At 49.8% G+C, this 23,765-nt stretch carries 17 protein-coding genes and 1 riboswitch; of the genes, 4 read left to right on the top strand and 13 right to left on the bottom strand.

Features of this window, described 5'->3' with window-relative positions; all coding sequences use genetic code 11:
• Positions 1 to 4 precede the first annotated feature (4 nt).
• The 5 genes from HMPREF9473_RS01505 to pth form a co-directional block, all read right to left on the bottom strand.
• Positions 5 to 1,528 (bottom strand): sugar ABC transporter ATP-binding protein, encoded by a 1,524-nt coding sequence (locus tag HMPREF9473_RS01505; protein ID WP_006778281.1) that lies wholly within the window; start codon positions 1,526 to 1,528, stop codon positions 5 to 7.
• 77 nt (positions 1,529 to 1,605) lie between these two features.
• Positions 1,606 to 2,652, bottom strand: a complete 1,047-nt coding sequence (locus HMPREF9473_RS01500) for a sugar ABC transporter substrate-binding protein (RefSeq protein ID WP_006778280.1) — start codon at positions 2,650 to 2,652, stop codon at positions 1,606 to 1,608.
• Between the two features lie 25 nt (positions 2,653 to 2,677).
• A complete protein-coding gene (locus HMPREF9473_RS01495; RefSeq protein ID WP_006778279.1) occupies positions 2,678 to 3,439 on the bottom strand; it encodes a DeoR/GlpR family DNA-binding transcription regulator in 762 nt (253 codons plus the stop codon).
• Positions 3,440 to 3,738: 299 nt separating this feature from the next.
• Positions 3,739 to 7,269: a transcription-repair coupling factor gene (gene mfd / locus HMPREF9473_RS01490; protein ID WP_006778278.1), complete on the bottom strand. Its 3,531-nt coding sequence runs from the start codon at positions 7,267 to 7,269 to the stop codon at positions 3,739 to 3,741.
• Positions 7,270 to 7,272: 3 nt separating this feature from the next.
• Positions 7,273 to 7,848: an aminoacyl-tRNA hydrolase gene (gene pth, locus HMPREF9473_RS01485; RefSeq protein ID WP_006778277.1), complete on the bottom strand. Its 576-nt coding sequence runs from the start codon at positions 7,846 to 7,848 to the stop codon at positions 7,273 to 7,275.
• A gap of 193 nt (positions 7,849 to 8,041) precedes the next feature.
• A riboswitch (purine riboswitch) is annotated at positions 8,042 to 8,137 on the top strand.
• 66 nt (positions 8,138 to 8,203) lie between these two features.
• On the opposite strand from pth, the gene HMPREF9473_RS01480 reads away from it, so the two are divergent.
• Positions 8,204 to 9,604: an NAD(P)/FAD-dependent oxidoreductase gene (locus HMPREF9473_RS01480; protein WP_006778276.1), complete on the top strand. Its 1,401-nt coding sequence runs from the start codon at positions 8,204 to 8,206 to the stop codon at positions 9,602 to 9,604.
• A gap of 70 nt (positions 9,605 to 9,674) precedes the next feature.
• Here HMPREF9473_RS01480 and HMPREF9473_RS01475 read toward each other — a convergent pair whose 3' ends face one another.
• From HMPREF9473_RS01475 to HMPREF9473_RS01460, 4 genes are all read right to left on the bottom strand, one after another.
• Positions 9,675 to 10,796, bottom strand: coding sequence for a TasA family protein (locus tag HMPREF9473_RS01475; protein ID WP_006778275.1), 1,122 nt, complete (start codon positions 10,794 to 10,796; stop codon positions 9,675 to 9,677).
• 177 nt (positions 10,797 to 10,973) lie between these two features.
• A complete protein-coding gene (gene spoVG / locus HMPREF9473_RS01470; protein ID WP_006778274.1) occupies positions 10,974 to 11,258 on the bottom strand; it encodes a septation regulator SpoVG in 285 nt (94 codons plus the stop codon).
• 22 nt (positions 11,259 to 11,280) lie between these two features.
• Positions 11,281 to 12,402: a glucose-1-phosphate adenylyltransferase subunit GlgD gene (glgD, locus tag HMPREF9473_RS01465; protein ID WP_006778273.1), complete on the bottom strand. Its 1,122-nt coding sequence runs from the start codon at positions 12,400 to 12,402 to the stop codon at positions 11,281 to 11,283.
• Positions 12,399 to 13,673, bottom strand: coding sequence for a glucose-1-phosphate adenylyltransferase (locus tag HMPREF9473_RS01460; protein ID WP_006778272.1), 1,275 nt, complete (start codon positions 13,671 to 13,673; stop codon positions 12,399 to 12,401). The genes glgD and HMPREF9473_RS01460 overlap by 4 nt, the downstream gene beginning before the upstream one ends.
• Before the next feature lie 297 nt (positions 13,674 to 13,970).
• On the opposite strand from HMPREF9473_RS01460, the gene asnS reads away from it, so the two are divergent.
• Genes asnS through HMPREF9473_RS01445 form a run of 3 tightly spaced genes read left to right on the top strand, consistent with a single transcriptional unit; the run spans position 13,971 to position 18,355 of the window.
• Positions 13,971 to 15,362 carry an asparagine--tRNA ligase gene (gene asnS, locus HMPREF9473_RS01455; RefSeq protein ID WP_006778271.1) on the top strand — a complete coding sequence of 464 codons (1,392 nt, stop codon included), beginning with the start codon at positions 13,971 to 13,973 and terminating at the stop codon, positions 15,360 to 15,362.
• Between the two features lie 45 nt (positions 15,363 to 15,407).
• Entirely contained in the window at positions 15,408 to 16,478 is a 1,071-nt protein-coding gene (locus HMPREF9473_RS01450) for a metallophosphoesterase family protein (protein WP_006778270.1), read from the top strand.
• A 2-nt stretch (positions 16,479 to 16,480) separates the two neighbouring features.
• On the top strand, positions 16,481 to 18,355 hold the full coding sequence (locus HMPREF9473_RS01445) for an ATP-binding protein (protein ID WP_006778269.1): 1,875 nt from the start codon (positions 16,481 to 16,483) through the stop codon (positions 18,353 to 18,355).
• Between the two features lie 66 nt (positions 18,356 to 18,421).
• Here HMPREF9473_RS01445 and HMPREF9473_RS01440 read toward each other — a convergent pair whose 3' ends face one another.
• From HMPREF9473_RS01440 to murC, 4 genes are all read right to left on the bottom strand, one after another.
• Positions 18,422 to 19,603 (bottom strand): ribose-phosphate pyrophosphokinase, encoded by a 1,182-nt coding sequence (locus HMPREF9473_RS01440; RefSeq protein WP_006778268.1) that lies wholly within the window; start codon positions 19,601 to 19,603, stop codon positions 18,422 to 18,424.
• An 88-nt stretch (positions 19,604 to 19,691) separates the two neighbouring features.
• Positions 19,692 to 20,672 (bottom strand): ATP-binding protein, encoded by a 981-nt coding sequence (locus HMPREF9473_RS01435; RefSeq protein ID WP_006778267.1) that lies wholly within the window; start codon positions 20,670 to 20,672, stop codon positions 19,692 to 19,694.
• Positions 20,673 to 20,681: 9 nt separating this feature from the next.
• Positions 20,682 to 21,899 carry a DnaD domain protein gene (locus HMPREF9473_RS01430; RefSeq protein ID WP_006778266.1) on the bottom strand — a complete coding sequence of 406 codons (1,218 nt, stop codon included), beginning with the start codon at positions 21,897 to 21,899 and terminating at the stop codon, positions 20,682 to 20,684.
• Between the two features lie 273 nt (positions 21,900 to 22,172).
• Positions 22,173 to 23,552 (bottom strand): UDP-N-acetylmuramate--L-alanine ligase, encoded by a 1,380-nt coding sequence (murC, locus tag HMPREF9473_RS01425; protein WP_006778265.1) that lies wholly within the window; start codon positions 23,550 to 23,552, stop codon positions 22,173 to 22,175.
• Positions 23,553 to 23,765: the final 213 nt, after the last annotated feature.

Below are 23,765 nucleotides of genomic sequence, written 5' to 3'. Positions count from 1 at the left end.
CTCACTACGAAATCGCACTGGACATAATCATCTGCTCTGTCGCTTCTTCTCCCGAAAACTCCCCACGGATATGTCCTTTGTTAAATACCAGAATTCTGTCGCACATGCGCAAAAGTTCTGGCAGCTCCGATGACACCATCAGAATGCTCTTCCCCTGGTCCGCCAGATTCCTCATAATATGGTAGATTTCATTCTTTGCCCCAATATCAATTCCTCTGGTCGGCTCGTCGAAAATCATGATATCCGCCTCGGACGCCAGCCATTTCCCCACAATCACCTTCTGCTGGTTGCCGCCGGACAGCGTCACCACCGGCTGCCGGATATCCGTACAGTGGATGGACAGATTCTCCTTCTGCTCCATGGCCAGCTGTTTTTCCTCCTGCTTATGTATCATGCCAGTGATTCCCCCGGCTTTCGTCGCCTTTAAAATCTTCACCGACGCCACATTCCGGCAGATATCAAAATTATCAAAAAACCCGGTTTCCCGGCGGTTCTCCGTGATAAACGCCATTCCATTCTTGATCGCCCCGTAAGGAGATTTTATCTGCACTTTCTCGCCGTACAGCCAGACCTCCCCGCTCTCCATCTTCTCCGCCCCGAATATCACGTTCATCAGCTCCGTGCGCCCGGCCCCCACCAGACCTGCAAATCCCAGGATTTCTCCCCGGTGCAGTTCAAAGCTCACGTCTTCCACCGTGTGCTCCTCGTTGACCACATGGCTGACCCGAAGCACCACCTCCGCTTTTCTCAAATCCGTCCCGTCATTTCTCCTCATGGTCTCTCTGGACAGCTTCCGGCCTACCATCAGAGAGATAATCTGCTCATTGTCCGTCACATCCGCCATATCCATGGTTTTCACCAGTTCCCCATCCTTCAGAATCGTGACCCGGTCCCCGATTTCCCTGATTTCATCCATCTTATGGGAAATGTAGATGATGCCGACGCCCTCGGCCTTCAACTCCTTCATAATCTTAAACAGATTTTTCGTCTCCTCCTGGCTTAAGGAAGAAGTCGGCTCATCCATAATCAGAATCTTTGAATTATCTAACAGCGCCTTGGCAATCTCCACCAGCTGCTTTTCACTGATAGACAGCTCCGAAACCCGGGTCATTGCATCCTTGTGGAAGCCGATTTTCTCCAGCACCTGCTTCGCCTGTCCCATCATCTTCGCCCAGTCCACCACAGGAATACATTTGCAGTATTTCTTCACATGGAGTTTCCCCATAAACAGATTTTCCACAATTGTCAGCTCATTGACCACGCTCAGCTCCTGATAGATAATCGAGATGCCCTTCTGCCTGGACAGCTGCGGCGTCAGGGAGGTGAACGTCTCATCTCCGATGCAGATAGTCCCCTCCGTCGGCTCATAGACGCCGCTCAGTATCTTCATCAGAGTGGATTTTCCCGCCCCGTTTTCCCCCAAAAGCAGGTGTACTTCCCCCTCATTCAAATCCAAATCAATCTTATTTAACGCACAGACTCCGGGGAATGTTTTGGTGATTCCCTTCATTGCCACTAAAGTCCCCATAAGAATCCTCCTTTTTAGAAAGGGCACTTGCAAAGTGATGATTCACACTCTGCAATGCCCTTTTACCAATGGCAAATTTAGTTTCTATGCTCCGACACATTTTCAGGGGAAATGATAAAGGAATCCAGTAGTTCTGTCTCCAGTTCCATATTTACGTCACCAATTTCTCCTGATTTGATGACATCCACAAGCATACGCAGACAGATAGCCCCAATCTCTCCAGGTCTCTGGGCCGCTGTTCCCGCCATCTCACCGTTAGCGATGGACTCAATCGCTTCCCCGTTGCCGTCGGTTCCCACTACGAATACCTTCCCCTGTAAATTAAGTGCATTGACCGCCTGCTGCGCTCCCAATGCCATGGTATCATTACAGCAGTAGATACCGGTCACGTCAGAATGAACGCTCATCAAGTTCGTCGTCGCATCCATGGCTTTTTGGCGGTCCCAGTCACAGGGCTGGGATGCCACAATCTCGATACCTGCCTTTTCCAGCACTTCCGTACAGCCCTTCTTTCTGGACTCGCTGGATAAATTGCCTGCCATTCCTTCAATAATAATGGCTTTTCCCTGATTCCCCATCTTGCCTGCCAGAAATTCGCCAGCCTGCTGCCCGGTCACCACATAGTCCGTGGTGCAGTAGCCAATCACCCAGCCGCCCGCATTTTTCAGCTCTTCCGCATTAAATTCCTGGTCCAAATCTACAACCGGGATTCCCTTCTTACAGGCCGATGCCACGCCCGGTATCAGGTTTGTATCCGTAATAGGCGCAACGCCGATTCCGTCATAATCCTTGGAGACCATATCCTCCAGCATCTGTAACTGACTTCCCGTGTCACTCTCCGATGCCGCCGCCATAATCTCGACTTCCACTCCCAGATTCTCCGCTTCTTCTTTGATTCCGTCCGCCATGGCTACCCAGTATTCACTGGCAAGGGTCTTAAGCAGAATTCCAACCTTCAGTTTCTCCTCCCCCGCTGTCTCCTCCTGTTTGGGCGCCTCTGTCTCCGCCTGGGCCTCAGTCTGTTTCTCCGGCTCCGTCGCAGGAGTGTCCGCCTTCCCTGAACAGCCCGCAGTTCCACCAGCCAGCAGCGCAATTGTCAGCAGTAACGATAATCCCTTCTTCATAATAACCCTCCTCATCTGGTTCTGGTTATTTGGAATCTGTATTCACCGCGTACACGTTAACCCCGCTTTGCTGAAGATATGCTTTCACCTTTGCAGGAATTTTATCATCGGTATAAAGAGCGTAGACCTCTTTACATGGAAGCAGCGCAATCACCCCATGTGCCGTAAATTTCTCAGATTCCGTTAAGACAATAGTTTTCTTCGCCTGTTTTGACATAGTTCGAATCGTCTCCACACGCATGATGTCTCCTCCGGTAAAATAGCCGTCAGACGTAAAGCCGTCTGCTCCCGTATAGAATTTGTCAACATAGAAATTGCTGGTTGCCTGAACCATGATTGGGCCCACAGTCACCATCGGCTCCATCTGGATTTCTCCGCCTAACAATATCACATGGTTTCCCAGCGCTGGCCGGATATGCTCCGCAATATAAACAGAATTTGTGATAATCGTGACGTCCTTCAATTTCTTCACAATCTGTTCCGCCAGAAGCGCACAGCAGGAACCGGATTCAATCATAACGGTCTCCCCGTTTTTTATCTGACTAACCGCGGCTTCTGCAATGGCCAGTTTCTCCTTGTGATGATAGGCCAGCCGATTCGTAACATCATCTTCAGAATCAAGCTCCGCAAATCCCTGCTGTCTCCGGATAAGCCGCTTCCCCTCCAAGACATCTAAGTCTTTTCTGATTGTCACCTGGGAAACGTTCAGCAGTTTTGCAAGTTTCGCAACTTCCATCCTTCCATTTTCTGAGATAATCGCTAAGATTTGAAATTGTCGTTCAGACATAATGCACCTCCTGGAAATATTTGGTAAAATCACTTATCAGTAGTGTATCATGGTTTTGTTTCAATTTCAATCTAGCTTCATTTGAAAGCTATTTTACTTTCGTTTGTTTACAATTTGATTATATACATAAGCATATTCAATGTCAATCAAAGTTTGACATTTTTCGACACTTTGTTACTATATGATAAAGACAGCCATGTTTTCTTGTGCACTATATACAATTTTCTGCTCAATTTAACCGCAATGCAGTAAAAAAAGACGCCCGATTTCTCAGGCGCCTTCCGCACAAAAAACTTTTTCTATTCTTCCACCAACTCCATCATATCCTTCAGTATCTCCTGCGTCCTCTCCATCATCGTCTCGCAGTCCATATTCTTCTCCCGTGTCTGATACATAAAATACGGCCCGTCTTTCAACACAAACTTCAAATCCCCGCCATACTTCTTCACAAACTCCGGAATCTTAATCGTATCGATTTTCGCATTCTTATACATGGTCAGCCGGGATTCGTTTCGGTTTACATAAACTTCCGTCACATACACCTTATGAGCCATAGCCTTGATGGCCGCCACTGTCAGCAGGTTTCCAACCGAGCGCGGCATATCGCCGAACCGGTCAATCAGCTCATCCTGCATATCCATATATTCCTCTTCCGTCTCAATCCCGGAAATCCGTTTATAGATATCCAGCTTCTGATACTCATTCTTAATATACGTGGACGGAATATAGGCATCCATATCGCAGTCCACCACGGTCTCGTACTCCTCTGTCTCTTCACGCTGGCCCTTCAACGCTTGGACCGCCTCGTTCAACAGCTTGCAGTACAAATCGTAGCCCACCGCCTCCATATGTCCATGCTGCTCCGCTCCCAGCACATTGCCCGCGCCACGGATTTCCAAATCACGCATGGCAATCTTGATGCCGGAGCCCAGCTCCGTGAACTCCCGGATTGCCTGGAGGCGTTTCTCCGCCTCCTCCCGCAGCAACTTATCCCGTTTGTACATCAGAAATGCAAATGCCGTCCGGTTGGAGCGCCCCACACGTCCTCGCAGCTGGTACAGCTGGGACAGACCCATCCTGTCCGCGTCGTGGATAATCATGGTATTGGCATTAGGGATATCCAGCCCCGTCTCAATAATCGTGGTAGACACCAGCACATCAATATCCCCATTGATAAAATCAAACATAATCCGCTCCAGCTCGTGCTCCCGCATCTGCCCGTGGGCAAATGTCACCACCGCGTTTGGCACCAGCTCCGCCACATGGGCGGCTACCTCATCGATATCCTGCACCCGGTTGTATACATAATACACCTGCCCATTTCTGGCCAGCTCCCGGTGGATGGCTTCTCTCACCATCTCATCGTTGTACTCCATCACGTAAGTCTGAATCGGAATCCTGTCCACCGGCGGCTCCTCCAGCACACTCATATCCCGGATTCCCACCAGACTCATATGGAGGGTCCGGGGAATCGGCGTCGCCGTCAGCGTCAGCACGTCGATATTTTCCTTCAGCTTCTTTATCTTCTCCTTGTGGGTCACCCCAAACCGCTGCTCCTCGTCGATAATCAGCAGTCCCAGATTCTTAAACTCCACATCCTTAGAAAGCACCCGGTGGGTTCCAATCACAATATCCACCAGCCCCCGCTTCAAATCCTCCAGGGACTTTTTAATCTCCGTGGCTGTCCGGAACCTGGACAATAAATCCACCCGCACCGGAAAATCCTTCATTCTCTGGACAAACGTATTGTAATGCTGCTGGGCCAGAATCGTGGTGGGCACCAGATAAACCACCTGCTTCCCATCCTGAATCGCCTTAAATGCAGCCCGCAGTGCAATCTCCGTCTTCCCATACCCCACGTCGCCGCAGATCAGCCGGTCCATAATCTTTTGGCTCTCCATGTCCCGCTTGGTGGCCTCGATGGCGTCTAACTGGTCCTCCGTCTCCTCGTAGGGGAACAGCTCCTCAAACTCCTTCTGCCACACCGTATCCGGCCCATACTCAAATCCGTCCGAGTCCTGTCTGGCCGCATATAGTTCCACCAAATCCTTGGCAATCTCCTTGACCGCCGTCTTCACTCTGGCCTTGGTCCGGTTCCACTGCTCGCCGCCCAGCTTATTTAACTTGGGCGCCTTGGCGTCCGCTCCGGCATATTTCTGGATTCCGTCCAGCCTGGTGGCCGGCAGATAGAGATTACCTCCATCCCCGTACTCAATCTTTAAGTAATCCTTGATGACCTTATCCTGTTCGATCTTCTCAATCCCGCGGTAAATGCCGAGTCCATGCTCCTCATGTACCACATAATCGCCCACAGACAGTTCCGTAAAGCTCTGAATCTTTTTCCCCTCATAGGAGGTCTTCTTCCGCTTCCGTTTCTTCTGCCTGGTGCCGAACATATCCCCCTCGGTAATCACCACGAACTTAATCTGGGGATACTCAAAACCACGGTGAAGATTGCCGTAAGTGACCAGAATCTCCCCCGGCTTCACCTGCCTTTCCTCATCGTCCGGACAGAACGCGCTCAGCTCATACTCCCGCAAATCCCCGGCCAGACGGCTGGCTCTCGTCCTGGAACCGGACAGCAGAATCACCCGGTACTTTTCCCGCTTCCATCTCTTCAAATCCTTAATCAGAATCTCAAAACTGTTCTGATAGGAGTTCACATTTTTGACCTCAATGTGATACCGGTTCTCCGCCGCCATCCCGGCTATCTTCTGCTCCAGCCCCGTCAGCATGGCCCCGTGCTTCACCTGCACTCTGGCCAGCGTCTCCTTCGCCGTGAACAGCAGGGACGTCTGTCCCGGAAGCAGATATCCCTTCTCCAGCCGGTGCACCATGCTCTCCCGGAATTCCGCCTCCACAGTCTCCCCCTTCTCCCGAAGTCTGGCCGGCTCATCCAGGAAAAGAGCAGTCTTATCCGCCGGAAAATACTCCAGAAACGACACCGTATCCGAATAAAAATACGTCAGAAAGCTGTCCCGCCCGCTGACATGCCAGCCCTCTTCCAGCCCCTCCGTCAATTCCCGGACAATCCCCTGAATCCTGGCGGCCTCCTCCGTCTTCAGCTGCTCTCTGAGAGATTTCTCATACTTCTTCGCTTCTTTGCGAATTTTATCTATCCCGGCCCGTATCTGCTCCTCGCTCAGCACCATCTCCGTAGCCGGATAGATAAGCGCCTCCTCCAGCTGCTCCACCGAGCGCTGGCTCTCAATATCAAAGGAGCGGATGGAATCCACCTCATCGTCCCACAACTCAATTCGAAGCGGCAGTTCCTCCGTCAATGGGAAAATGTCGATGATACCGCCACGGATGGAAAACTGTCCCATCCCGTCCACCTGGGCCATTCTCTCATACCCCAGAGCCGTCAGCCGTTTCTTCCAGGCTTCCACATCGATGGTCTGCCCGGTCTCCACCTTCATCACCTGGGATTCCAGATAACCAAGGGGTACCAGATGGTCCATCAACCCGTCAACCGTCGTCACCACCACGCCGCCTTCGTCTTCATTTAAATGACGGAGTACCGACACCCGCTGTCTGGTCATCAGATTTCCGTGGATATCTGCGCTGTAAAACAGCAGGTCCCTGGCCGGATACAGCCACACGTCCTCCCGGAAGCACCGAAAATCCTCGTAGATTTCCTTGGCCCGGGAATCGTCATAGGTCACCACCAGCTTCCACGGCAGACCTTCCCCCGCTTCCTGCATCAGATGCACCTTCTGGGAATCCATGCAGCCCGTCACCTGAACGGGACCATTTCCCCGGATTAAATCCTTATTTAATTCCTCAAACTCAATCAGTTCTGCCAAAGGATTGGCAAACAACCTGCTCATAGATTATCCTCTCGTCTTCTTTGCATTAAAATGATTCATAGCCGCGTCCATTCCCTCGGAAATCATCATCGCCACCGCGTCCGCCGCTTCCCGGAACGCATCGTCCATCAATTCCTGCTCCCCCTTGGAGAACCGGCTCAACACATAATCCGCCAAATCCATATATTTCGGCTTTTCACCCACGCCGACCTTAATCCTTGGAAACTCCTGGGTTCCCAGATGGGCAATGATATTCTTAATCCCGTTATGCCCGCCGGCGCTGCCCTTCGTGCGGATGCGCAGCTGCCCCGGCTCCAGACTGATGTCATCATAGACGATAATCACCTCGTCCGGCGAGACCTTATAGAAATCCACCATGGCCCGGACACTCTCCCCGCTGAGATTCATGAACGTCTGCGGCTTTGCCAGAATCACCTTCTGCCCTTCCAGCATCCCTTTCCCGCACAGCGCCCGGTGCTTCTTCTCCGACACATCGATTCCAATCCGGTCCGCCAGCACATCGATCACCGAAAATCCCACATTATGTCTCGTCTTATCATATTCCTTGGTTGGATTTCCCAGCCCAACTATTATATACATATCTTTTCTCCTGTCCAAACATTCGCATTCTATATTGTTTCTCAAAACAATCGACCTATTCAAAGCACGCCCTAAAGCGTTAGTTACTCCGCACCGGGGGTATCTAACGCTGGTGTACTCATTTTAACAGCAAAATTCCCAGAAGTAAAGGGCGCAGACACTGTTTTTCCACTTGATTCCAGTGAGACAATATGCTAAACTGAAAAAGATGGCTTATATAAGTTCAAAATCGGTTGAACGTTTCTACCAACTACCTCAATAGTTGACTATAAGTGATAGTTTACTGTATCACTGGCTCTATGAGTAGTTGGTTTTTTACTGCCCGGAGTCGTGCATTTGAAAAGGAGTGTTGTATATGAATTCTAAGAACCAATTTGATGTCATCATCATCGGAGCCGGCCCATCCGGAATCTTCTGCGCCTATGAGCTGATTCAGCAGAAACCGGACATGAAGATTCTTATGGTAGAGAAAGGCCGCCCCATCGAAAAACGGATGTGCCCGAAGCGTACCACCAAAGTGTGTGTGGGCTGCCAGCCATGTTCCATCACCACAGGATTTGCGGGAGCCGGAGCATTTTCCGACGGAAAGCTCTCCCTGTCACCGGATGTAGGCGGCAATCTGCCTGAGATTCTGGGCTATGACAAGACTGTGGAGCTGTTAAAGGAATCCGATAACATTTACTTAAAATTCGGCGCGGACACCAACGTGTACGGTCTGGACAAACAGAAAGAAATTCAGGAAATCCGCCGCAAAGCCATCGGCGCCAACCTAAAACTGATAGAATGCCCCATCCGCCATTTAGGCACGGAGGAGGGCTACAAGATATACACCCGGCTGCAGGAGCACCTGCTGGCCCAGGGCATCCATATGGAATTCAACACCATGGTCAAAGACATTATCATCGAGGGAAATGAAGCCCGTGGTATCGTCACCGACAAGGGTGAGACCTACTACGCGCCTGAAATCGTATCCGCCATCGGCCGGGAAGGCTCCGACTGGTTCAGCCACATCTGCGGCGACCACGGCATCGAGACCCAGGTGGGCACCGTTGACATCGGCGTCCGGGTGGAAGTCCGGGACGAGGTTATGGAATTCCTGAACAAGAACCTGTATGAAGCCAAGCTGGTGTACTACACCCCAACCTTCGACGACAAGGTCCGCACCTTCTGTACGAACCCCTCCGGCGAGGTAGCCACCGAGTACTATGAGAACGGACTTGCCGTGGTAAACGGCCACGCCTACAAGTCCCAGGAATACAAAACCAACAACACCAACTTTGCCCTCCTGGTGTCCAAGAACTTCACCAAACCGTTCAAGACCCCGATCGAGTACGGCAAACACATCGCCCAGCTCAGCAACATGCTCTGCGACGGCAAAATCCTGGTACAGACCTTCGGCGACTTCCAGCGGGGACGCCGCACCACCGAGGAGCGTCTCTGCCGGAATAACCTGATTCCCACCCTCAAGGATGCCGTACCAGGCGATTTATCGCTAGTATTCCCGCACCGAATCATGGTGGACATCAAGGAAATGCTCCTGGCCCTGGACAAAGTCACCCCAGGCATCGCCAGCGACGAAACCCTGCTCTACGGCGTGGAAGTCAAATTCTACTCCAACAAAGTGGTGGTAAACTCTGACTTCGAGACCAGCGTGAAAGGCCTGCGCGCCATCGGCGACGGCGCTTCCGTCACCAGAGGACTCCAGCAGGCGTCCGCCAATGGGATCAGCGTGGCGAGAAGTATTCTCAATAAATAAATGCATACAAGAAAGTGCTTTATGAAGAACAAATCTTATTGCTCCTCATAAAGCACTTTTTCTCATATCTTTATTCTACCGTACTGAAATCTACCGGTTTCCAACTATTCTTGATCCCGTCCCATCCATTCTCATAAAACTTATTGATATTCTCAACCATATCCGATGACGCCGATGGTGCCTCCTTCGGCTGATACCACACTCCATCAATCTGCAGATATCTGGCTCTCCATTGGTCTCCGACTCCAAGCCTTGGAGCTTTGCTGATATACGGTACAACCCGGCAATCATCCTTCACTACCACATAAATATTGACATACCACTTCTGACTCTCTTCTTCTAACATATGAAGTTCTTCCGCAAGACCTTCCTCTGCAACCGTCGGCCAATCGCCGTTCACTTTTGTCAACGCAGACCGGAATTTATCATTATTATTGATTTGATTCCAAGTCATACTATCATCAACTTCCATTAATTCCTGAATCTGTTTCAGAATCCGCTCCTGCTCCTCCTTATTCTTCTGGCCAACAGCTTCATGGTACGCATTTGAAAGCTCCTGATACTCAGCCACCAGTTTTTTCGCTTTAGACACAATCCCCGGCCCCACTTCCTGATACCCAAATGCCTCTTTCGCAGTATCTCCGGTAAAATCTGACTGGATTGCCTCCGCCATAATCACAACCCGGTACAGCGAAGTCGTCTGTTCCAGTTCCCATCCAAGCGGAAGATGAACCGTCTCCATCACCGGCGCCGTCACCGCCCCCGGTTTCAGAGCCTGATTGTAATAATAATACCCGTCACTCCCAAGCTCCCAGCTGTCCCCGCTGCTTCCAAACCCGCTGGATTCCACCACCGGCTCCAGCTTTTTCTCGTAACGCAGTACCTTCTTCTCATGATCCTGATAGGAAACCTTCACCCGCACATAGGCGCTGTTGATACCTTTATTTCTGACCGTCACAATCTTAGAAAACGTCTGCCCCGGCATAAAATGGCCGCTATACACAATTCCATCGGAAGTCTTCTCATAGGTCCCTTCCGGCTCGTTGGTGCTCTCCAAAACCTCTATGTCAACATTTCCGGTCTGAATAACCGAATTTGCCGTTCTGTCATCTGTAAACCACGCCAAAGTCCCTCCGGCGGTAAAAAGCGCCGCCACGGCCACCACAACTGCTGCTATTAATTTCTTTTTCATGAACGGACGACTCCTTTCAATTTACCACTTTATGGATACACTATAACACGGTTTGGTTACAGGGCGGTTACAAATGCCGGATAACAGCAATTTTTAGAAAAAAACTGCTGTATGGAAACATTCCGTCCCATACAGCAGTCATTTATCATTTACAACCCTAATCTTTGCTACCTTACATTATGCTATGATTGATTCCCCTTCGCTTTCCAAAGCAGTTGTCTCGTATTTCGTCAATATAACGTTCTGAATTAAATCGCGGGTTTCTGAATTAATCGGATGAGCAATATCCCGATATTCACCATCAGCAGCCTTACGGCTCGGCATTGCGATAAACAAGCCCTTTTCCCCCTCTATCACTTTGATATCGTGAATCACGAATTCATTGTCCAGAGTGATAGAAACTATGGCCTTCATCTTCCCTTCTTTTTCAATCCGTCTAACTCTTACGTCTGTAATCTGCATGGTAAAACCCCTCTCTGTCACATTATAATGTGTATCTTTCGTTCTTCTCCACAACCACTTTGATTTCATCTGGCGTACCGATATAAGTGGTATTGGCCCGTATGGTATCGCGGCTCTCCACGATACAATTCTCAATCACCGTGTTGTCTCCAATATAGACATCATTTAAGATAATGGAGTTCTTAATCACACAGTTATTGCCAATATATGCCTGTTTAAACAGTACGGAATTTTCTACGGTACCGTTTACAATGCTGCCACTAGATATCAAGCTGTTCTTCACTTCGGCGCCCGGGTTATACTTGGCTGGCGGTAAATCACCAATCTTTGAGTAAACCTCCGGATACTGCTTGAAGAAATAATCCCGGACTTCCGGTTTCAGGAAATCCATGTTGGTCTTGTAGTAGGACTCCACTGACGCGATATTGCTCCAGTAGGTATCCATCTTATAAGCATAGATTCTCTTCAAGTTCTTATAACGAATCAGGATATCATTAACGAAATCGTATCTGTCCTCAGCCGCGCATCTCTCAATCAGCTCAATCAGCTGACGGCGGCGGATAATATAGATACCGCAGGAAATCGTGTTGGAGGAAGCAATCATAGGCTTCTCCTCAAAATCCGTAATTCTACCGTCATCATTGATCTTAACCACACCGAATCTGGTCACATCCTCGTTGGCAGGCATGGTCTTGCATACCACGGTGATGTCCGCTTTCTTCTCGATGTGATACTCCAGCACCTTGCTGTAATCCAGTTTATAGATGCAGTCGCCTGCTGCGATAACCACATAAGGCTCATGGCTGTTCTTTAAGAACGTCAGGTTCTGATAGAGGGCATCCGCCGTGCCGCGATACCAGTCATTGCTCTTGGCTGTAATCGTTGGCGTAAATACATACAGACCTCCCTGCTTTCTACCGAAATCCCACCACTTGGAGGAGCTCAAGTGCTCGTTTAACGAACGGGAGTTGTACTGTGTGAAAACTGCCACGTTCTGAACATGGGAATTGGTCATATTGCTCAGTGCAAAATCGATACTGCGATAACTTCCTGCAATAGGCATGGCAGCTATGGCCCGCTTGTTGGACAGCTCTCGCATCCGTTTACTGTTTCCGCCTGCTAAAACTATACCAATTGCTCTCATCGTACACCACCTGCCTTCATAATATAGTCGCCACTTGCAAGTAATCCATCCGGATAATCTTCTGCGCTTGTAATACCGGAGATTGCGGTATTCTTTCCGACCTTCACATCGTCCGGAATCACACTTCGCTCACCTACCGTTACCAAATCAGACTGATAAACCTTGGGGTCGTAAGTGCTTGGCGCATAATCCCCAACGCCCAGCTCCGTTCTCGCCCCGACGGTCACGTCTTCTGCTATAATTGCTTTGTTCAGCACACTTCCTTCTCCGATCACGCTGCCTCTCATCACAATGGAGTCTCTGACGATGGCCCCCTTGCCGATGGTGACTCCGGCACCGATTACGGAATTGATAACTTCCCCGTAAATCTCCGTTCCTTCACCAATGATACTACGCTCAATTCTGGAATCCGCCGAAATATACTGGGGCGGTATGATATCGCTCTTCGTATAAATTCTCCAGTACTCCTCGTAAAGATTGAACTCAGGAATGATATCAATTAATTCCATATTTGCTTCCCAGTAGGAGCTGAGAGTACCAACATCCTTCCAGTAGCCATTGTACTCATATGCGAAAATTCTCTGACCCTGCTCATGACAATACGGTATGATATGTTTACCAAAGTCACAGCCCGGCTCGTCCGACAGCTTCAAAAGCGCCTCTTTCAGCACTTTCCAGCTGAATATGTAAATACCCATGGAAGCCAGATTGCTTCTTGGATTTGCCGGCTTCTCCTCAAATTCGGTGATACGATTGTTATCATCAGTAATAAGGATACCAAATCTGCTGGCCTCTTCTATCGGAACCGGCATTGCAGCAATGGTGACGTCAGCGTTGTTCGCTTTGTGATACTCCAGCATCACTTCATAATCCATCTTGTAGATGTGGTCTCCCGAAAGAATCAGGACATAATCAGGATTGTAGGTCTCCATGTATTCCAGATTCTGGAAGATAGCATTGGCCGTACCGGTATACCAGTCACTGCCTTTGCTTCTCTCATAAGGTGGCAGGACGGTAACACCTCCAACGTTACGGTCAAGATCCCACGGAATACCGATACCGATATGAGTGTTCAAACGTAACGGCTGATACTGGGTTAATACCCCTACGGTATCCACCCCCGAGTTGATACAGTTGCTCAGCGGAAAATCGATAATTCGATACTTTCCACCAAATGATACTGCTGGTTTTGCTACTTTTTGAGTAAGCACGCCAAGGCGGCTGCCTTGTCCTCCTGCCAAAAGCATGGCAATCATTTCTTTTTTAATCACGTTATCACCTCTTGCTGTTGTATTTAATCGTAATTGCATTATACCATATATTTCTAAAATAGTGAACAAATTTAAGAATAATTTTTTGGGAAATTTGTGCATTTTCCGACATTTTTCGCGTTTTCCGTAATTTTTATAATTTATTGTCCACATCTTGTATTATCTGTAAATAATTCCCACTAAATAGATTGGAAGCCCTTGAATCATATAAAAAAATACAGTATAATTGGCGTAAGTATGTAATAAGGAAAGTCCCTGCTGCAAAAGCTATGGGGAATAGAAGAAGGAGAAGTCAGCATGAATTTAACAACAGTAAGAGAGATTTACAAAAACAGGGAACAGTATCTGTCTCAGGAAATCTCTGTCGGGGGATGGGTTAGAAGTATTCGCGATTCGAAAGCATTTGGATTTATCGTCGTCAGTGACGGCTCTTATTTTGAGACACTTCAGATAGTCTACCACGATACCATGCCAAATTTTGATGAGATATGTAAATTAAATGTAGGCGCAGCCATTATCGTCAAGGGAACTCTGGTGGCGACACCGGAGGCCAAGCAGCCATTTGAGATTCAGGCCACAGAGGTGACTGTGGAGGGTCCATCCGCTTCGGATTACCCACTTCAGAAAAAACGCCACAGCTTTGAATATCTGAGGACCATTTCCCACCTGCGTCCCAGAACCAACACCTTCCAGGCCGTGTTCCGTGTGCGCTCCCTGATTGCCTACGCGATTCACCAGTATTTCCAGGAGCGGGATTTCGTGTATGTCCACACTCCGCTTATCACCGCCAGCGACTGTGAGGGCGCCGGGGAGATGTTCCAGGTGACCACCCTTGATTTAGACAATATCCCGAAGACCGAGGACGGCGCCGTGGACTTCAGCCAGGATTTCTTCAACAAACCCACCAGCCTGACCGTAAGCGGACAGCTCAACGGCGAGACCTACGCCATGGCCTTCCGCAACATTTACACTTTTGGACCTACCTTCCGGGCGGAGAACTCCAACACCACCCGCCATGCGGCTGAATTCTGGATGATTGAGCCGGAGATGGCCTTCGCCGATTTGGATGACAATATGGCGCTGGCCGAGGGCATGTTAAAATACGTGATCCGCTACGTGCTGGAGCATGCACCGGAGGAGATGAACTTCTTTAACCAGTTTGTGGACAAGGGTCTGCTGGAGCGTCTGAACGGCGTGCTGAATTCCGAGTTCGGTCATGTGACCTACACCGAGGCCATCAAGATTCTGGAAGAGCACAACGACGCGTTCGAATATAAAGTATTCTGGGGCTGCGACCTTCAGACGGAGCATGAGCGTTATCTGACCGAGGAAGTCTACAAAAAGCCATTGTTCGTCACCGATTATCCGAAGGAGATTAAAGCCTTCTATATGAAGTTGAACGATGATAATAAAACCGTGGCCGCTATGGACTGTCTGGTTCCGGGTATCGGCGAAATTATCGGCGGCAGCCAGCGTGAGGACAACTACGACAAGCTGCTGTCCCGTATGGAGGAGCTGGGATTAAAACCGGAGGATTACGAGTTCTATCTGGATTTGAGAAAATATGGTTCCACCCGCCACTCCGGCTTTGGTCTGGGCTTTGAGCGCTGCGTGATGTACCTGACAGGTATGGGCAACATCCGCGACGTCATCCCATTCCCAAGAACCGTCAACAACTGTGACCTGTAACAGCCGCGCAGGCTGACATGCAAGCCTATACAAAGGAGGACTGACATGAAATTTCTTCATACAGCAGATATACACTGGGGCATGACTCCCGACAGTGACTCTCCGTGGAGCCGTGAGCGGTATCAGGCTATCAAAGACACTTTTACACAGATTATTACAAAGGCCCGGGATGCGGAGGTTAACTGCCTCTTCATCTCCGGGGACCTGTTCCACCGCCAGCCCCTGGCCAGAGATTTAAAGGAAATCAACTATCTCTTCACCACGATTCCTGGCGTCAGAATCATTATCATCGCCGGCAATCACGACCGGATACGGACCAACTCTGCCCTTTTAAGCTTTGCCTGGGCGCCTAATGTGACGTTTATCATGAACGAGGAGATGACGTCCGTCTATTTTGAGGACATCAACACGGAGATTCACGGATTCAGCTACCATACCATGGATATCAAGGAGAACTGGATTGAAGATATCAAGGCTCCGGAGGACGGACGGATACATATTCTGATGGTACATGGCGGCGACGCCACACATTTACCCTTCGACCGCAAATCTCTGGCTGAAGCCGGATTTTCCTATGTTGCCCTGGGGCATATTCACAAACCGGAAATCATTGCCGAGGGCAGGATGGCCTATCCGGGCTCTCCCGAACCTCTCGACAAGACCGAGACCGGTCCTCACGGTGTTCTGTTAGGCGAGATTAACTCCGCTACCCTAAAGCTCGAATCACTGAACTTTGTGCCGCTGAGCAAATCCCAGTATATTCCTCTGGCAATCAACATCACGCCTTCCACCACCAACACAGAGCTTGACCTGCGCATTTCCCAGGAGATTGAGAAACGTGGACGGCAGAATCTGTACCGATTCCGCGTCTGCGGCATGCGTGACCCGGATTTGACCTTTGATTTTGAGAACCTGAAGACCAAATACCGCGTTGTGGAGGTGTTGGATGAGACGGAGCCTCAATATGACTTCGGCGCCCTATTAGCGGAGCACCCCGGTGATATGATAGGTTTTTACATTCAGACACTTCAGAAGCCGGAGATGAGCCCTGTGGAGAAAAAAGCTCTCTACTACGGTATCAGCGCCCTGCTTCGTACTACTGATGAAAGGAGTTAGCCATGAAATTATTAGACCTTCACATCCATGGATTCGGAAAGTTTCATGATTGTACGGTTGCATTTCAGGATGGGGTGAACGTTGTCTACGGCTCTAACGAGGCGGGCAAGTCCACATTCCACACCTTCATCCGCGGCATGCTCTTCGGCATCGAGAGACAGCGTGGGCGGGCAGCCAGGAATGACTTGTACAGCAAGTACGAGCCCTGGGAAAACAGCGGCACCTATGAGGGGACGTTGAGAGTTCTGCACCAGGACACCGTCTACCGCATCGAGCGTACCTTCCAAAAGAACAACAAGACCCTGGTCATCGTCAATGAGACGCTGGGCAAACAGGTCTCCGCCACCAAAGCATTTATGGACGAACTGCTCTGTGGGCTGAATGAGACCACCTACAACAACACCATCAGCATCGGCCAGCTCAAAAGTGCTACCGAGGAGGGGATGGTGTCGGAGCTTCGTAACTACATCGCCAACATGAACACCTCCGGCAATATGGCCCTCAATATCACCAAGGCATCGGCCTATTTAAAGAGCCAGCGCCGCCATATGGAGGCCCAGCTGGTTCCGGACGCGGCACGTTCCTACACAACGGTTATCGGGGATATCAAGTCTCTTGAGAAAGAGATTTCCTCGCCGGAGTATGAGAACCAGATTTCCGCCTATCAGAAACGCCGCAGTTACGCCCAGGCGCAGCTGGAACTTCGCCAGAAAGAGAAAGAACAGCTGCTGGCCAGCACAGCAAGGGGGAAGGAGATACTGACCCAGAACCAGTTTACCTCCTTGAACTCCATCACCGATTATCAGAAACAGATTCAGGAAGAATATGAAGAATACGATGATTTAAAGGATTACTGCAAGAAGAAATCACCTTTAGTGCTTCGGATTGTGGCCCTTGTGCTGGCAACCGCGTTCTTAGGTGTGGCGGGTTATCTCTTTTTCTTTGACACCTCCGGACTTATCAACCGCTACTTAACCATCCAGCCCTGGATTGTATGTGCCGGCATCGCAGGCGTTTCCCTGCTGTTCTATCTGCTGGCCCTTATCAGTTTTATCTCAGGGCGGCGGGACAAGAAGGATTTGGCCTCCTGCACCAAGGAGCTTGAGGAAGCGTTCGGACGTCACAACGGCAATCCTGAAATCTCCGACAAGGCAATCAAGGAATTCAACCAGAAGATGGCGGGTTATCAGAGTTTAAGCACCAATATGGACAAATCTGAGAGCGCCCTGCACAAGCTGTCGGAGGAGATAGCATCCCTCCAGCGGGAGCAGAATGAATGCAGCGAGATCATCGAGAAACAGCAGAAATCCCAGTGGGAGCTGGAAAAACTGCTGGAGACCCTGGGCAATTATAAGACCCAGGCGGAAGGACTGAAGCACACACTGGCGGAGAATGAGAAAATCATGCAGGAAATCGAGGCCATCGACCTGGCCCAGGAGACCATGACAGAACTCTCCTCCACCATCAAGGATTCCTTCGGACTCTACTTAAACAAGACAGCCTCCCGGCTGATATCCGGCATCACCGACGGCGCTTACACCAGCATGAGTGTGGACGAGAACTTAAATGTCTTCTTGAACACCAGAAAGAAGCTGGTGCCCTTAGAGCAGGTCAGCAGCGGTACCATGGACCAGGTGTATCTGGCGCTTCGTCTGGCGGCCGCCATGATGATTCAAACCGGCACGGAGCAGATGCCATTGATATTCGACGACAGCTTCGCCCTGTATGACGATGAGCGTCTCAGAAATGCACTGAAATGGCTGGTTCAATCCTACGGTGGACAGATTATCATCTTCACCTGCCACCACAGGGAAGCCCAGATGCTGACAGCCAATCAACTGCCATATCATCTGATAAATATCAGCCAGCAGAGTTAATAGTTTTTAAAAAAGCAGCAAAAAACAGGCCCGCGGTTTTTATTCCGCGGGCCTGTCATGTTTTATTTATTTCTGATTTTTCGAGCGGTAAGCGTCCAGCAGCTTGTTGATTCTTCTGGTCGGATTCAAAAGCTCGCTCAAAGATGCATCGTGGTTCAGATTGTCAATAATCAGCGCGATATACTTGCTCATATCCACGTTGATGTAATACGGTCTGGACAACAGCTCCGGTGTCTGGTATACCAGATTGGTGGTCAGGATGCGGTCAATCAGACCGTCCTCATAATATTTATCAAACTTGGTGAGACCGTTGGTGAACAGGCCGAAGGTGGAACAGATGAAGACCTTTCTGGCCTTTCTTCTCTTCAACTCCTTGGCAACGTCCTGCATGCTCTCGCCGGAAGATATCATATCGTCGATAATCAGCACGTCCTTGCCCTCCACGCTGGAGCCCAGGAACTCATGGGCAACGATGGGGTTGCGGCCGTTGATAATCTGTGTGTAATCACGTCTCTTGTAGAACATACCCATATCCAGTCCCAGCACGTTGGCAAAGTATACGGCACGTCCCATGCCGCCCTCGTCCGGGCTGATAACCATCATGTGGTCACTGTCAATCTGTAAATCCGTCTCCACCTTCAGCAGATACTTGATAAACTGATAAATCGGCTGAACCGTCTCAAATCCCTTCAGCGGAATCGCGTTCTGCACACGCGGGTCATGGGCGTCGAAGGTGATGATATTCTCCACCCCCATGTTAATCAGCTCCTGAAGCGCCAGTGCGCAGTCCAGAGATTCTCTGCCGGAGCGCTTGTGCTGACGGCTCTCATATAAGAATGGCATAATCACGTTGATTCTGCGGGCCTTGCCTGCTGCCGCGGCGATAATTCTCTTTAAATCCTGGAAATGGTCGTCCGGCGACATATGGTTAGTCATGCCGCACAAGGAATAGGTCAGACTGTAGTTACACACATCCACCATAATATACAAATCGTCTCCACGGATGGTCTGCGTGATGGTTCCCTTGGCCTCCCCGGTTCCGAATCTGGGAATTTTGCTCTCAACAATGTAAGAATCCCTCTGATACCCGGAAAATGCGATGGTTGATTTGTGCTCGCTCTCCCGCTCACGTCTCCACGCCACCAGGTACTCATCTACCTTTTTGCCAAGCTCCATGCAGCTCTTCAGGGGAACCAGGCCCAGCGGCCCAACCGGTATGGTCTCAATCGTCTTCTCTTCGTATATCATGACTTTCCTCCAACATATGGTATCTTGTATTATATTTTCGTTCAATGCTACTCTTTTATATCATTATGCGCCGAAATAGTCAAGCTAATCAATGTTTTTTCGTTCGAATATCATCCCCATATAAAGGAATGATAGTGTACTGGCTCATAATTCTGGACGAAACCCGGTCCGAATACGTATCCCGCAGCATGGTGACTGACAGATTTGTGGAAATGATGGTCCCTTTCTTTCGAAGAAGGCGCTCATTGATGCAGTAAAACAGCTGGGACGACACAAACGTGTTGTTCAGCTCCGTCCCCAAATCGTCAATAATCAGCAAATCACAGTCCAGAATATACTGGTACATGTCCTGCATCTCCAGCTCCGGCTCATAGTTGAATTTATTTTTCGAAAATACATCAAATAAATCATTGGCTGACAAATAAATCACCGATTGATAAGCCTGAATCAGCTCCCTGGCTATGCAGTTGGTGAGAAATGTCTTCCCCACGCCGGTGCTTCCGGTAAAGATAAGATTGCCGCCTTCTGTCCGGAAGTTGTCCACAAATTCCCGGCACCAGCCCAACACCTGTTTCATGTAGTCGGCCACCGTCATCTGTATCTCCGGCACAATCTCCTGATTGTCAAAATACTCAAAGGAAAAGGTATCAAAATTCTCCGTCTCGATAATCTTGTCGATGTTGGACTGGGCATAGAGAAGTTTGATCTGCTCCTGCTTGAAACAGTGGCACTTCTTTCCGCCGATATACCCCGTATCCTGACAATCCGGGCAAGAGTAGTGCATCTCCATGTAATCCTTTGGAAACCCAGCGGACTTAAGCAGTATCTCCTTCTGCTCTCTCAAATCCTCAATCTGCTGCTTTAACCCTTCCTTCGCGCTCTCATCCCCATCCAGGAGCCTGCGGGCGCACTGAACCGCCCTGGTGCTTATCTCCTGCTCCAAGTCACGAATCTGGGGAATCTGCTCGTATACTCTGCGGACCCGCTCGTCCTGCTCATGTTTATTCTTCAATTGTTTCTGGTTATAGACCCGCATGATTGCATTGTACTGCGAATTGCTCAGTGCCATCTTATCTCCTTACTGTTCTCCCAGACGCTTCTTCAAGCGCTCCAGCACCATGGCGTCATAGTTGGTGTCTCTCTGCTCAAAGTTGTGGAACTGGTTTCTGCCTGTCTTTGGCGCCACCGGCTGTCTGGAAGACGTGCGGTTGTCACGCTTCTCGTCCAGAGCGGAAATCTCCCGCATGGTTTTCACCCCTGCCTTCCTCCATTCAGACAGTATCTTGTCCGCATACTGGAAGCTGGGTGTATGTATGGCGGCCAGGGTACGGTTGCATGCTTCCACCACAATCTCCTTGGTAAAGCCGTACTCCTTGAACCAGCGCTGTATCATATCAAGTTCCACACTGCCCGGATTTCTGTCCCCCAGACCAAAGGCCTTCATCACCGCAAAGGTGTCCTTGTTGTAGGAGGTCACATACATCTTGGCCTCATCCACCGTCCTGATGCCCTTCTCATGCCAGTTGAGGGCCACCGTCTCCAGATAGCGGAGATTGGAGTGTCCTCCCTGTACACAGTATTCCACCAGGTATTCTAAAAGCTCCATGGACATATGAAGCCCGTCATACAGATAGGCAAACAGCTCACAGTCCCTCGGCGTGAACACTTTATTCATGTATTTCTGTGCAATATAGAGGAGCTGGCCAAAGTCTTCCTCCATGGCCACCCGGTTCACCTGCTCCGTGGTATAGATCGGTCTCACCTGGGATGTCTTCTTCTCGCTCTTCGCCATGGACGCATGCTTTCTGGCCGATCCCGCCTGGAGCAGGGTTTCCTCCTGTCTCGGCTTCAGGATGTCCTCTCTCGCAGCCGCATCCTCGCTGATAAACGAATCGTCCGCATCAGGTTCATCCAGATAGTCCTCCTCGGAATCATGCTCCACTGCCTCGATTCGGTTCTCCATACGGCTATCCGCCTTGTTATCCGCCCGTTTTGCTCCCCGGCCTTCCGCCTCCTCGGCGCGTTCCACCTCAAAATGCTTCTTACCTGAATCCGACGCCCCCTGTCCCCCATCTTCCACAAGCACGCCCTGCTTCTTCCAGTATGTAATCGCCCGGCGCACATCGGCCTCCGTATGGTTCAGGGCATCGGCAATCGTATCTACGTTCAGCGTCTCACCATGATGACGAAGTATATACAGATAAACCTTCACGTACTCTCCACTTGCGGCTGACATATACTCGTCAATAAACTTGTTGGCAACCTCCGTCGCCTGTATCTGAAAACTGCTTCTCATAGCCCTACTTCACCCTGCCTCTCTTAACTTGATACCATCATACCACATGTCTTTTCAAAAGAAAATAGGCGGGAGTTTTCCACTTTTTCATTGTGGATAATGTGGATAATGTGGATATCCGGTATACATAATCGCGTGAAACCTGTCGAAATGTGTAGAATCCCTTATTGAATCACGGGTTGTGGAATTGTGAGACATTTTATTATGTAAATTAGAAAATCCACATAGCATATTAACATAAAATGTTGACAACTATGTGGATAATGTGGATAACTACATCCCAATCAGCTTTTCTCCCACTTTTACAATGTCTCCGGCGCCCATAGTTATCAACAAGTCACCGTGAACACAATTTTCTAAAATAAATGTTTCGATGTCGTCAAAAGACCTTAAATAATGCGCTTTTGTCCCCAGTTTCTCGATTCTCTCAGCGATATCGCCGGAACTGATGCCCAGATTGTCGGTCTCCCTGGCCGCATAGATATCCGCCAGTATCACCTCATCCGCCATGGACAAGGCTTCTGCAAACTGGTCCAGAAAGGCTTTGGTTCTCGTGTATGTATGGGGCTGGAATACGCACCATATTTTGTTGTGTGGATAATTCCTGGCTGCCGCCAGGGTAGCCGCTATCTCCCGCGGGTGGTGGGCGTAGTCGTCAATGATGGTGATGCCGGCCAGCTCCCCCTTCTTCTCAAAACGCCGGTTGGTTCCGGTAAAGCGCAGCAGCCCCTCCCTGATATTCTCCATGGAGACGTCTAACTTCCGGCACAGGGCGATTGCCGCCAGCGCATTGTACACATTGTGCTCTCCCGGCACTCCAAGACGTATCCTGCCGGCCTTCTCCCCGCCAATCATTAAATCAAAGGCAGGTCTTGCAAACTCATCGTAGGTGATGTTGTCCGCTGAGTAGTCACTGGAAGGCTGGCTTCCGCAGGTCACCACCTGGCAGGCCAGGCCGTCCGTAATCTCCCGGTAATTATCAATATCACTGCTGATCACCAGCAGTCCATCCTCCGGCAGCTTCTCGGCAAACTGGCGGAACGAATTCCTGATATCATGAATATCCTTAAAAAAGTCCAGATGGTCTTCCTCTATGTTCAGTATCACTTCCATCGTCGGGAAAAACGACAGGAAACTATTGGTGTACTCACAGGCCTCCGTCACAAACAGCTCGGAATCCCCCACGCGGATGTTGCCGCCAATGGAATTCAGGATACCGCCCACCGAGATAGTCGGGTCCATGTCCGCCGCCAGCAGAATCTCCGTCACCATGGAGGTGGTGGTGGTCTTGCCATGGGTTCCCGCGATTCCAACCGCATACTTGTAGTTCTTCATAATCTGTCCCAGAAGCTCCGCTCTGGTCAGCATGGGAATCCCCTTCTCCTGCACCGCCATAAACTCCGGATTATCCGGATGCACCGCCGCCGTATACACGGCCACGTCAATCCCGTCCTCAATGTTGGATGCCCGCTGGCCGTAGAACACCTTGGCGCCCCTGGCCTCCAGCTGCTCTGTCAGCTCCGATTTCTGGGAATCCGAGCCGCTCACCCGGAACCCTTCCTCCATCAGAATCTCCGCCAGCCCACTCATGCTGATACCCCCGATTCCAATGAAATGAATCGCCTCCGGTTTGTTAAAATCTATCTGATACATATGGTTTTCCATTCCTTTTTTAGGTTTTAGTCCCCTTACTTTTACTTCTTTTCCAGTAGAAAGTCAATGGTTTTCTTATATTATAGTAGAAAAACAACAGAAAATCCACTGCTTCCAGAGTCAGACCCCCGTTTTTTATACGGACGGGCGCCTTTTACTGGGAATTTCAAACCGTCTATGCTATACTAAACGCAATAAAATCCAGGAGGTGAT

The organism is Hungatella hathewayi WAL-18680, assembly GCF_000235505.1.
Lineage (GTDB): Bacteria > Bacillota > Clostridia > Lachnospirales > Lachnospiraceae > Hungatella_A > Hungatella_A hathewayi_A.
Note: the sequence above shows the minus strand (reverse complement) of the source record. Positions and strands in the feature narration are given on the sequence as shown.

Excerpts from the sequence above, each read along its gene's own strand:
- glgD (WP_006778273.1), bottom strand. The coding sequence starts at position 12,402 with ATGAGAGCAATTGGTATAGTTTTAGCAGGCGGAAACAGTAAACGGATG.
- mfd (WP_006778278.1), bottom strand. The coding sequence starts at position 7,269 with ATGAGCAGGTTGTTTGCCAATCCTTTGGCAGAACTGATTGAGTTTGAG.
- HMPREF9473_RS01480 (WP_006778276.1), top strand. The coding sequence starts at position 8,204 with ATGAATTCTAAGAACCAATTTGATGTCATCATCATCGGAGCCGGCCCA.
- spoVG (WP_006778274.1), bottom strand. The coding sequence starts at position 11,258 with ATGCAGATTACAGACGTAAGAGTTAGACGGATTGAAAAAGAAGGGAAG.
- HMPREF9473_RS01505 (WP_006778281.1), bottom strand. The coding sequence starts at position 1,528 with ATGGGGACTTTAGTGGCAATGAAGGGAATCACCAAAACATTCCCCGGA.
- HMPREF9473_RS01430 (WP_006778266.1), bottom strand. The coding sequence starts at position 21,899 with ATGAGAAGCAGTTTTCAGATACAGGCGACGGAGGTTGCCAACAAGTTT.
- HMPREF9473_RS01475 (WP_006778275.1), bottom strand. The coding sequence starts at position 10,796 with ATGAAAAAGAAATTAATAGCAGCAGTTGTGGTGGCCGTGGCGGCGCTT.
- pth (WP_006778277.1), bottom strand. The coding sequence starts at position 7,848 with ATGTATATAATAGTTGGGCTGGGAAATCCAACCAAGGAATATGATAAG.
- HMPREF9473_RS01440 (WP_006778268.1), bottom strand. The coding sequence starts at position 19,603 with ATGATATACGAAGAGAAGACGATTGAGACCATACCGGTTGGGCCGCTG.
- HMPREF9473_RS01500 (WP_006778280.1), bottom strand. The coding sequence starts at position 2,652 with ATGAAGAAGGGATTATCGTTACTGCTGACAATTGCGCTGCTGGCTGGT.
- HMPREF9473_RS01445 (WP_006778269.1), top strand. The coding sequence starts at position 16,481 with ATGAAATTATTAGACCTTCACATCCATGGATTCGGAAAGTTTCATGAT.
- murC (WP_006778265.1), bottom strand. The coding sequence starts at position 23,552 with ATGTATCAGATAGATTTTAACAAACCGGAGGCGATTCATTTCATTGGA.
- HMPREF9473_RS01495 (WP_006778279.1), bottom strand. The coding sequence starts at position 3,439 with ATGTCTGAACGACAATTTCAAATCTTAGCGATTATCTCAGAAAATGGA.
- HMPREF9473_RS01435 (WP_006778267.1), bottom strand. The coding sequence starts at position 20,672 with ATGGCACTGAGCAATTCGCAGTACAATGCAATCATGCGGGTCTATAAC.
- HMPREF9473_RS01450 (WP_006778270.1), top strand. The coding sequence starts at position 15,408 with ATGAAATTTCTTCATACAGCAGATATACACTGGGGCATGACTCCCGAC.
- asnS (WP_006778271.1), top strand. The coding sequence starts at position 13,971 with ATGAATTTAACAACAGTAAGAGAGATTTACAAAAACAGGGAACAGTAT.